Genomic DNA, 8,551 nt, shown 5'->3' with positions numbered 1-8,551 from the left:
CACAGTTTTGAGAGTTGCTTTCGAGTATATTTTCTGTTGTTGTGAGGAGCATGACGGAGACTATGTGACGAATAAAAGCTGGTCGGTAAAGCCTATCTAACATAATCTCAGGAAAATTTAAACAGGCTCTCAATTTTTCAATTAAAAAAGTTATCATGGCAATACCATTTAAAAGAGTGGGTCGTAAAGACCCGAGAAAGGTTGATGGGGTGGTGAAGTTTCACCCGCAACTTGTGACGCAGGGACAGAGTGTAGACCTGGATAAACTCGCTTACACTATGAAGGACAAGAGTTCCTTGTCGCTGGGTGATATCCAGAGTGTGCTGACCAATCTTGTAGAAGCGATGCGTGCGGCATTGTTCGACGGCAAGTCCGTTAATATCCGTGACTTCGGTGTATTCAGCCTCTCCGCCACCACACTGGGAGTGGATAAGAAAGAGGACTGTACGATGAAGAACATCAAGGCGGTGAACATCAACTTCCGTCCTTCGAGCAGTGTCCGTCCCAATCTGTCATCTACCCGTGCTGATGAGAAAATCGAGTTTCTCGACCTCGACGCGCCCAAGAAGAAGAAAACTGAGGGCAACCCCGACGACGGTGGCGGTGAGAATCCCGGTGGCAATGAGAATCCTGGTGGCGGGGGAGACAATGGCGGTGAAACTCCCGACCCGGACCCGGCAGCATAAGTAATAACCGACTGGCAGTAGACGATTGACATAAAGTTATGCTATGAGAAAAATTGATTTGATTGTGATTCACTGTTCCGCCACACGCGAAGACCGTTCGCTCACCCCGGATGACTTGGAAACGATGCACCGCCGCCGCGGATTCAACGGCACGGGCTATCACTACTACATCCGCAAGGACGGAACAGTCCACCTCACCCGTCCGATTGACCGTATCGGAGCGCACGCCCGAGGCTTCAACGCTCAGTCGATAGGTGTCTGTTACGAAGGTGGTCTGGATTGCCGGGGATGTCCGGCAGACACGCGGACACGGGCTCAATGATCTTCGCTGTGGCAACTGGTGAATCTGCTGCTTGAGAAATTCTCCGGCTACCGCGTATGCGGTCATCGCGACCTCTCGCCCGACCGTAACGGAAACGGGGAAACCGAACCGGAAGAGTGAATTAAGGCGTGTCCGTGCTTTGAGGTGAAAGATGAGTTTTCGAGAAAAAGGTGACTAAGAAAAAGAGTAACTAATCATTTAAAGAGTCGGAAAGGAAGTGTGTAAAATTATGGCAGTCAAGAAATCTCTTTGGGACATGATTCTGAAAGTAGTTATCGCAGTGGCTTCGGCAGTGCTGGGCGTTGTGGGCGGTAATGCGATGAATCTGTAATTCTGCATTTCGGCGGGAAGTACGCGCGCTACTTCCCGTCTTTTTTTAGTTACTGATATGCGTATTCAAGCATCTACTTCAATTTGCATATCGTTGGCAATCTCATCTTATATAATTCTTTTTATTTCTTATAGACCAATTTGCTCGGCATACCGTCCCCGAACAAACTATCGCCCAGTGTTGTAATCTTATCTCCCGTAGCCAATACGTAACGCAGATTATCGCATCCCATAAACGCACCGAACTCGATAGCCGTCACACTGGCCGGCAGCTCCAACGTACCGCACAGGCGACCGCAATTGCTGAACACGCGCTGACCGATAGATTTCAGATTATGCGGTAATTTCATATTCAACAAATACTTCTTCTGCGCGAAAGTAAAATCGGGGATAGCCGTTGCATTTGTTTTTGAAATATCGACCGATACCAGATTCGGCATATAATCGCGGATTAGTTTGAAATCAGCATTGTCCAGTTTACCTTCAACGGTGAGAAAGTTGATGTCGCGGGGTTGAAGCCCTGCTTTCAGAATCTCTTCTTCCAGTTTGCCCATAAGTCCTACCTGCAAGGTTGCTTCTACCGGTTCGCCTTCGATGAAAGCAAAGTTCTGCCATCTGTCTTTGTAGCGGTAAGCGTCGCTGCTGCCCAGAGGAACGAAGATAGCGGTAACGCTGTCCGCCAATGCTTCCGGCAGCAGGTTTGGAGCTGTCTTTTTGCGAATCTGGCAGATTCTCAGATTCTCGCAGCCTTTGAAAGCGGCGTCTTCGATATTCTTGGTCTTTTCGGAGAGGATTACTTTTTCTAAAGTTTGTTTGCCTTTGGTCACTCCGTCCACTACGCTGGAGAAAGCATAGGCAGGGATAAAGTTCGGCATATAAATGTAGAACTTGTCGTTGGGATAGGTGCCCGATTTCCCGCTGTACATTTTTATTTCGGCATTCGAAATATCCAGCACTTTCAGGTTATCGAACTCATCACGCAGGTGTCTGAAATCTTCGGCATTCAATTTTCCGGTAAGGGTGAGGTGGGTGACGGCGTTGGCTTCGTCTTCCGTCATCATGGAAATCAGTGTTCCCGGTTTGCTCACATAATACGTTTTACTCACTTGCGCTGTGGCTCCTAATGAGTTGGCAGCCAATAAGAAGCTTATCAATAGCAGTTTAATTTTCATAATTTTGCGGATTTGTTCTGACAAATATAGGAAAAATAGAGATTACATGATGTTTTTTTATGTTTTATATCTAATTTTGTAACCGGATTAACAAATTGTAAAAATGGCGGCAGACAACATCGTAGAGAAAAAAGAGCCTGAGAGACTTCCCGTATGGGCGTGTATCCCCCTGTTTATTGTGGTGTTTTTTGTATGTATGGGATTGTATGGTATATTGGCTCAAGGGTTTTTGTCATTGGTTCTTGGTGTGGAAGCACGTCATCCGGGGATGGTGGGGTATATTTTGCTGGAAGGCGGTATGCTGCTGGCTGTTCTTACTGCTGCTGTCATTATGCTCCGGTTGGAGCGGCGTCCGTTCTCCGATTTGGGATTGTCCGTCAAGGGGCATGCCAAAGGGTTGTGGTATGGTTTTCTGATGGCTGTTTTGCTGTATCTGGTAGGCTTCGGGCTATCTCTGGTTATGGGAGAAGTAGAAGTGAGCGGTTTTCAGTTCAGGCCGTTGGATTTACTGGGAGCGTTGCTGTTTTTTGGGTTAGTCGCGTTGTTTGAAGAGATTCTGATGCGTGGGTATATTCTCGGGCATCTGCTGCATACCCGTTTAAATAAATTCCTGTCGCTGTTCATCTCGGCGGCGTTGTTTGCCTTCCTGCATATCTTTAATCCGGAGATAGCCTTCCTGCCGATGATAAATCTTGTGCTGGCAGGCATGTTGTTGGGAGCTTCCTATTTATATACCCGGAATCTTTGTTTCCCCCTTTCGCTGCATTTTTTCTGGAACTGGATACAAGGGCCGGTTCTGGGCTATCAGGTGAGCGGGAACAATTTCATGTCTACGATGCTGAAACTGCATATGCCCGAAGAAAATGTGCTGAATGGCGGAGCCTTCGGTTTTGAAGGCTCGCTCATTTGCACGGTACTTATGATAGTATGTACGATTCTGATAGTCTGGTGGGGAGAGAAGAGAAAGACAATCAGTCTTGAGACACCCCAATCATGCTGAGTTGAATCCGTTTCCGGTCGGTATCTACGTTCATCACTCTCACCATGACTTGCTGATGGATGGATACGACTTCCGTCGGGTCGGAGATGAAACGTTCGGCTAGTTGGGAGAGATGCACGAGTCCGTTCTCCTTGATTCCTATATCGACGAAAGCGCCGAAATTGGTGATATTGCCGACAATGCCCGGAAGAATCATGCCTTCGCGCAAATCGGTTATGGTGCGCACGTTCTTGTCAAATTCGAATACCTTGATAGCTTTACGCGGGTCACGTCCAGGTTTGTCAAGCTCTTGCAGGATATCCTGTAAGGTAGGCAGACCGACCGTGGGAGTGATATAGTCGGAGATGTTAATCTTTTGGCGAAGTTCCTTGCCGGCTATCAGTTCGTCGACGGTACATTTCAGGTCTTTTGCCATCTGCTCTACGATGTGGTAGCTTTCGGGATGCACGGCTGTGTTGTCCAGTGGATTCTTTGCTTCGGGGATACGTAGGAATCCTGCACATTGCTCGAAGGCTTTCGCACCCATACGCGGGACTTTCATCAGTTCTTTGCGCGAGCCGAAGGCGCCGTTCTCTGCCCGGTAGTTGACGATGTTTTGCGCCAGTTGCGGACCTAAGCCCGAAATATAGGTCAGCAGATGGCTGCTTGCCGTGTTCAGGTTGACTCCGACGAGGTTCACGCAGTTTTCTACGGTCTGGTCGAGCGCTTTCTTCAGTTTCGCCTGGTCTACATCGTGCTGGTACTGACCGACTCCGATGGATTTAGGGTCTATCTTGACTAATTCCGCCAACGGGTCCATCAACCGGCGTCCGATGGAAACGGCTCCTCTGACTGTCACGTCATATTCGGGAAATTCGTCGCGGGCGATTTTGGAAGCCGAATAGATGGAAGCTCCCTGCTCGCTGACTACAAATACGGGAATCTGGCGGTCAAAACTTTGGCGGCTGATGAAGTCTTCCGTTTCGCGGCTTGCCGTTCCGTTGCCGATAGAGATGGCTTCTATCTGATAGGCTTCGACCATCTTACGGAGTTTGGCTGCCGCTTCACTGGTTTTGTTGACCGGCGGATGCGGGTAGATATTTTCGTTGTGCAGCAGGTTTCCTTGTGCGTCGAGACAGACGACCTTGCATCCGGTACGGAATCCGGGGTCGATGGCGAGCACCCGTTTCTGCCCCAATGGAGCTGCGAGAAGTAGCTGGCGAAGGTTTTCGGCAAATACGCGGATGGCTTCATCGTCTGCTTTCTCTTTCGATTGGGCGGCAAATTCCGTTTCGATAGAAGGTTTGAGCAGGCGTTTGTAAGCGTCGATGGCGGCTTCGTTCACTTGTCGGCTGCATTCGTTGTTGCCGCGTACGAATTGGCGTTCCAGGCGTTCGATGCATGCTTCGTCGTCCGGGGTGATGGAGACTTTCAGCAGTCCTTCCGATTCTGCCCGGCGGATGGCTAACAGGCGGTGGGAAGTGCAGCGTTTCAGCGGTTCGGAAAAGTCGAAGTAATCACGGTACTTGGCGGCTTCTTCCTCTTTGCCTTTCATTACTTTGGCGCTGATTTCCGCCTGTCGGGCGAATTGGTTACGCACGGCATTACGGGCACGTTCGTCTTCGTTCACTTGTTCGGCGATGATGTCACGGGCTCCTTTCAGGGCGTCTTCCACGTCTTTCACTTCACCTTTCACGAAGGATGCGGCACGGGCGTCGAGGTTGTTTTCTCTTTGTAACATCAGGATAGTGGCAAGTGGTTCCAGCCCCTTCTGGCGGGCTGCTTCGGCACGTGTCTTCCGTTTAGGCTTGTAGGGGAGATAGATATCTTCCAGTTCCGTCGGGTTCCAGGTGTCGTTGATACGTTTTTCCAGTTCGGTGGTCAGTTTTCCCTGTTCGGTGATGGTGCTGAGAATCGTCTCTTTCCGTTTGGCTATGTCACACAACTTATCGTGTTGCTCCTTGATTTGCTCTATCTGGACTTCATCCAGCCCGCCCGTACCTTCTTTACGGTAGCGGCTGATGAAAGGAATCGTAGCACCTTCGTCTAAAAGACGGAGGGTATTGCTTATTTGTCTTTCCGGTATTCCTAACAGTCCGGAAATCATTTTGTGAAATAATTCCATAAACAGTTTTTTGAGAATGAATGAGCGACAAAAATAATCATAAATCTCATAAACCCGACAAGTTTTATTATATTTACGGCTTAAATGAATGAATTGCCACATCAAAACTGCATGATTAATGGATATTCCGGATATCCAGAATTCGGTAACTTTTCTACGGATAAGGACCTTTTTTCTCTATCTGATGAATTACATCGGGAAAAAGGAAGTGATGGTCCCGAAAGCGTTGAATCAGTGGAAAATCGTCCCGGAAGAGTGGGCAGTGCCTGCTGCCAAGCATGATTCCGAGTATTTGTTCTGGGTAGTCAATAAGTAGCAAAAAGTGTTCATTTTGTCTTGTAATATCCTGTCTTGGCTTGTCTTTCTGATTTATTGCTGGTATATTTGTCGGAAAAAAGAGAGAGAACATGGATATTCAAAGTGTTCCGAAGATTGGTATTTCTTCGGTAGTTCATTCTAAGCATATAGATTTCAACAAGATAGATGCTGTCGATAATGATATAGCACTCTTCGATACAGAGAGCGTTATTTCCTTGTACAATGGCCCCAGTAAGATGGAAGTGTTGACGATAGGGCTTTGTCTGGAAGGTGAGGGGGCTTTTGATATCAGTTTACGTGAGTGTCAACTGTCGCCGGGGGTGATGGTGGTGGCGTTGCCGAATCAGATTATAGAACACCGGTATTTCAGTCCTGACTATAAAGGTATATTTTTTGCCGTGTCGAAGAATGTATTGGAGACGTTGCCCAAAGTGGGAAATATACTTTCATTGTTTTTCTATCTGAAGGATTGTCCGTGTTTCAACCTTACTCCGTATGAGCAGGAAGTAGTTAAGGAGTATCATGTGTTTGTGAGAAAGCGGTTGAGAGACAAAGAGGGGACATACCGTAGGGAAGTCGTATTGGGACTGATGCAGGGCTTTTTCTTCGAACTTTGCAATATCTTTAACAACCATGCTCCTGTGGCCGCCGCCTCGCCTAAAGCGAAAAGTAGGAAAGAGTATATCTTCGAGCGTTTTTATGAATCGTTGGTTGAGTCATATCAGTCTGAGCGTAGTGTGAGTTTTTATGCAGACCAACTTTGTCTGACGCCTAAGCATTTGTCGGGCGTGGTAAAAGAGATTAGTGGGAAAACAGTGGGAGAGTGGATTGATGAGTTTGTTATTCTGGAAGCGAAAGCGTTGTTGAATTCTTCAAGTATGAATATACAAGAGATTGCCGACCGGTTGAATTTCGCAAACCAGTCTTTCTTCGGGAAGTACTTTAAGCATTATACGGGCATGTCTCCCAAGGAATACCGGAAGAGCCGATAACGGGCGGTTTTGACAACAGGAAAAGCCGATAACGGGCGTTTCCGGTATTGTTATCGCAGGCGTAAAGCCTTTATAGGACCCCGGAACGTACGCGGCTTAATGTTTCGGGGGTCATCAGCAGGTAAGAGGCTATGTGCGCCAATGGGGCCCGTTTGATGATTTCGGGATGGGTTTCGAGCAAGAGATTGTAGCGTTCGCGGGCGGATTCAAAACGCCAGGAGTCTGCTTTTACCTGTGATACGATAAGGGAGTATTCCAATATTTTCTGATAGAACATATTGATTTCCCAGTTCTCTCTCGCCAGTTTCTGTATCATGTCCCGGGGGAACAGGTAGATGATGGAAGGTTCCAGGGTTTCTACAATCAGCCGTGTAGGTACTTGCTTCAGAAAGCTTTCGATGCACATGACGATGCAGCCTTCATAGGAGAAGTGTTCGGTGACGTCTTTCCCATTCTTATAGTAGTATTGTCTGAGCATTCCTTTGCCGACAAATACAATTTCGTGGGCAACTTCTCCTTCATTCAGTGCGATGGAGCCTTTAGGAAATTCTTCACGAATCAGTATGCTTTCTATCTGTCGCCTTCCTTCTATACTCATCTCGGGAAAACGGGAGTTTACAACGGCATTTACGGTATCTCTTAATAGTGTATCCATGTCTTTTCTGTCTTGTTGTGTGCAAAAATACTAAAAACGGTTGACATAAATCAAGTGTGCTGCAAAAAAAGATGTATATTTGTTCTCTAAATCAAGATGTAAGATGATAATGAATAAGATAATAAGATTGGCAGTATTACTGCTTTGTTTCTGTAGTTGTGCGATAGATAATGATGCTATTTATTATCCGGTAGGTAATGTGGATGTAGAGAATGGCGGTCCGGCTTTGGAAGATGGAAAGGGTGAATTGGTTGCCCGAAGTTATAACACTGAAGATTATGTGCTGGACACAGTAGCGCAATATCCGGGGAATCCTACCCTCGGCAAACTGACATTTATGGTGAATCTGAAAAATCAGTTGGCTGGTCAGGAAGCAAACGGGTTTAATGGAATCGGTACATCAGGATTGACGATGAGTCTCGGCTACAAGGATGGCAACTATCCGGAAGAAAGCCAGGTTCCTGTCTATGCCTCGCCGGACGTAACCACGGCTTATGCAGTAAAGCTTCGTCTGAAAGGCGAATTGACCTTGTCAGGGGATGATTGGATGATTGACTTTGTTTATGTCCAACTGGCGAGCTTGTTTCAGCCGTATCCGCCTGCATCTTTCCCTGAAGTCTTCATGTGTAAAGGCGGGGAGCAATCATTTGCCTGTTTCGACTCTTTTCGCAGAACTTGGACATTCGATATAGAATATAATCGTTCCAACCTTTTTTTCAGCCAGTTATATTTCAACTTGTTTGTGAATCTGGCAGGGCAGAAGCGGGAAGACAGAATTCGGCTAAGGATTGATAAGGAGTCTTTCTTTGAGATATATAAATTAGAAGAGTAAGTGTAGTTCTAACTATAATTTGCGTTTTTTTCTTTTGAGAATATCCCTTTGGAATGCTTAAAAAGGGTCACCCGTAAATTCTAGTGGGGTTATGCATAAATTTTAGTTAGTCTATACAAGAAAAACGGTATATCTATAAC

Annotated in this window: 9 protein-coding genes and 1 pseudogene; 7 read left to right on the top strand and 3 right to left on the bottom strand. The window is 46.8% G+C overall.

All coding sequences use genetic code 11. From position 1 onward, the window contains the following. The first annotated feature begins 155 nt into the window (after positions 1 to 155). From NSB03_RS19270 to NSB03_RS19260, 3 genes and pseudogenes are all read left to right on the top strand, one after another. Positions 156 to 686 (top strand): HU family DNA-binding protein, encoded by a 531-nt coding sequence (locus NSB03_RS19270; RefSeq protein ID WP_162222246.1) that lies wholly within the window; start codon positions 156 to 158, stop codon positions 684 to 686. Between the two features lie 43 nt (positions 687 to 729). Next, positions 730 to 1,128: pseudogene (locus tag NSB03_RS19265) on the top strand (N-acetylmuramoyl-L-alanine amidase). Positions 1,129 to 1,237: 109 nt separating this feature from the next. Continuing rightward, positions 1,238 to 1,339 (top strand): smalltalk protein, encoded by a 102-nt coding sequence (locus NSB03_RS19260; RefSeq protein ID WP_159102168.1) that lies wholly within the window; start codon positions 1,238 to 1,240, stop codon positions 1,337 to 1,339. 121 nt (positions 1,340 to 1,460) lie between these two features. On the opposite strand, the gene NSB03_RS19255 is transcribed toward NSB03_RS19260, so the two are convergent. Beyond that, positions 1,461 to 2,510, bottom strand: coding sequence for a leucine-rich repeat domain-containing protein (locus NSB03_RS19255; RefSeq protein ID WP_024988684.1), 1,050 nt, complete (start codon positions 2,508 to 2,510; stop codon positions 1,461 to 1,463). 103 nt (positions 2,511 to 2,613) lie between these two features. On the opposite strand from NSB03_RS19255, the gene NSB03_RS19250 reads away from it, so the two are divergent. Then, positions 2,614 to 3,510 carry a CPBP family intramembrane glutamic endopeptidase gene (locus NSB03_RS19250; RefSeq protein WP_136013700.1) on the top strand — a complete coding sequence of 299 codons (897 nt, stop codon included), beginning with the start codon at positions 2,614 to 2,616 and terminating at the stop codon, positions 3,508 to 3,510. Here the strand turns inward: NSB03_RS19250 and NSB03_RS19245 are convergent. Beyond that, a complete protein-coding gene (locus NSB03_RS19245; protein WP_024988685.1) occupies positions 3,482 to 5,614 on the bottom strand; it encodes a Tex family protein in 2,133 nt (710 codons plus the stop codon). The two genes, NSB03_RS19250 and NSB03_RS19245, sit on opposite strands and share 29 nt — an antisense overlap. Positions 5,615 to 5,732: 118 nt before the next feature. Between NSB03_RS19245 and NSB03_RS19240 the strand changes: the two genes are divergently transcribed. Together NSB03_RS19240 and NSB03_RS19235 are read left to right on the top strand one after the other, a co-directional pair. After that, complete coding sequence (locus tag NSB03_RS19240; protein WP_024988686.1) at positions 5,733 to 5,930, top strand: hypothetical protein; 198 nt, start codon at positions 5,733 to 5,735, stop codon at positions 5,928 to 5,930. A 91-nt stretch (positions 5,931 to 6,021) separates the two neighbouring features. After that, the gene (locus tag NSB03_RS19235) at positions 6,022 to 6,924 is read left to right on the top strand and encodes a helix-turn-helix domain-containing protein (protein ID WP_024988687.1); all 903 of its coding nucleotides are present in this window, start codon (positions 6,022 to 6,024) and stop codon (positions 6,922 to 6,924) included. 70 nt (positions 6,925 to 6,994) lie between these two features. Here the strand turns inward: NSB03_RS19235 and NSB03_RS19230 are convergent, their stop codons facing one another. Continuing rightward, positions 6,995 to 7,579: a Crp/Fnr family transcriptional regulator gene (locus NSB03_RS19230; RefSeq protein WP_024988688.1), complete on the bottom strand. Its 585-nt coding sequence runs from the start codon at positions 7,577 to 7,579 to the stop codon at positions 6,995 to 6,997. Positions 7,580 to 7,682: 103 nt separating this feature from the next. Between NSB03_RS19230 and NSB03_RS19225 the strand changes: the two genes are divergently transcribed. Further along, positions 7,683 to 8,411, top strand: a complete 729-nt coding sequence (locus NSB03_RS19225) for a DUF3845 domain-containing protein (RefSeq protein WP_172504290.1) — start codon at positions 7,683 to 7,685, stop codon at positions 8,409 to 8,411. The last annotated feature ends 140 nt before the right edge of the window (positions 8,412 to 8,551 follow it).

It is taken from the genome of Bacteroides acidifaciens (assembly GCF_024623065.1).
GTDB lineage: Bacteria > Bacteroidota > Bacteroidia > Bacteroidales > Bacteroidaceae > Bacteroides > Bacteroides acidifaciens.
The sequence above is the reverse complement of the archived record's forward strand: the minus strand, read 5'-3'. Positions and strand labels throughout refer to the sequence as shown.

Bases quoted from the DNA above. Each gene is read 5' to 3' on its own strand.
- NSB03_RS19270 (WP_162222246.1), top strand. From the start codon at position 156: ATGGCAATACCATTTAAAAGAGTGGGTCGTAAAGACCCGAGAAAGGTT.
- NSB03_RS19260 (WP_159102168.1), top strand. From the start codon at position 1,238: ATGGCAGTCAAGAAATCTCTTTGGGACATGATTCTGAAAGTAGTTATC.
- NSB03_RS19255 (WP_024988684.1), bottom strand. From the start codon at position 2,510: ATGAAAATTAAACTGCTATTGATAAGCTTCTTATTGGCTGCCAACTCA.
- NSB03_RS19250 (WP_136013700.1), top strand. From the start codon at position 2,614: ATGGCGGCAGACAACATCGTAGAGAAAAAAGAGCCTGAGAGACTTCCC.
- NSB03_RS19245 (WP_024988685.1), bottom strand. From the start codon at position 5,614: ATGGAATTATTTCACAAAATGATTTCCGGACTGTTAGGAATACCGGAA.
- NSB03_RS19240 (WP_024988686.1), top strand. From the start codon at position 5,733: ATGGATATTCCGGATATCCAGAATTCGGTAACTTTTCTACGGATAAGG.
- NSB03_RS19235 (WP_024988687.1), top strand. From the start codon at position 6,022: ATGGATATTCAAAGTGTTCCGAAGATTGGTATTTCTTCGGTAGTTCAT.
- NSB03_RS19230 (WP_024988688.1), bottom strand. From the start codon at position 7,579: ATGGATACACTATTAAGAGATACCGTAAATGCCGTTGTAAACTCCCGT.
- NSB03_RS19225 (WP_172504290.1), top strand. From the start codon at position 7,683: ATGATAATGAATAAGATAATAAGATTGGCAGTATTACTGCTTTGTTTC.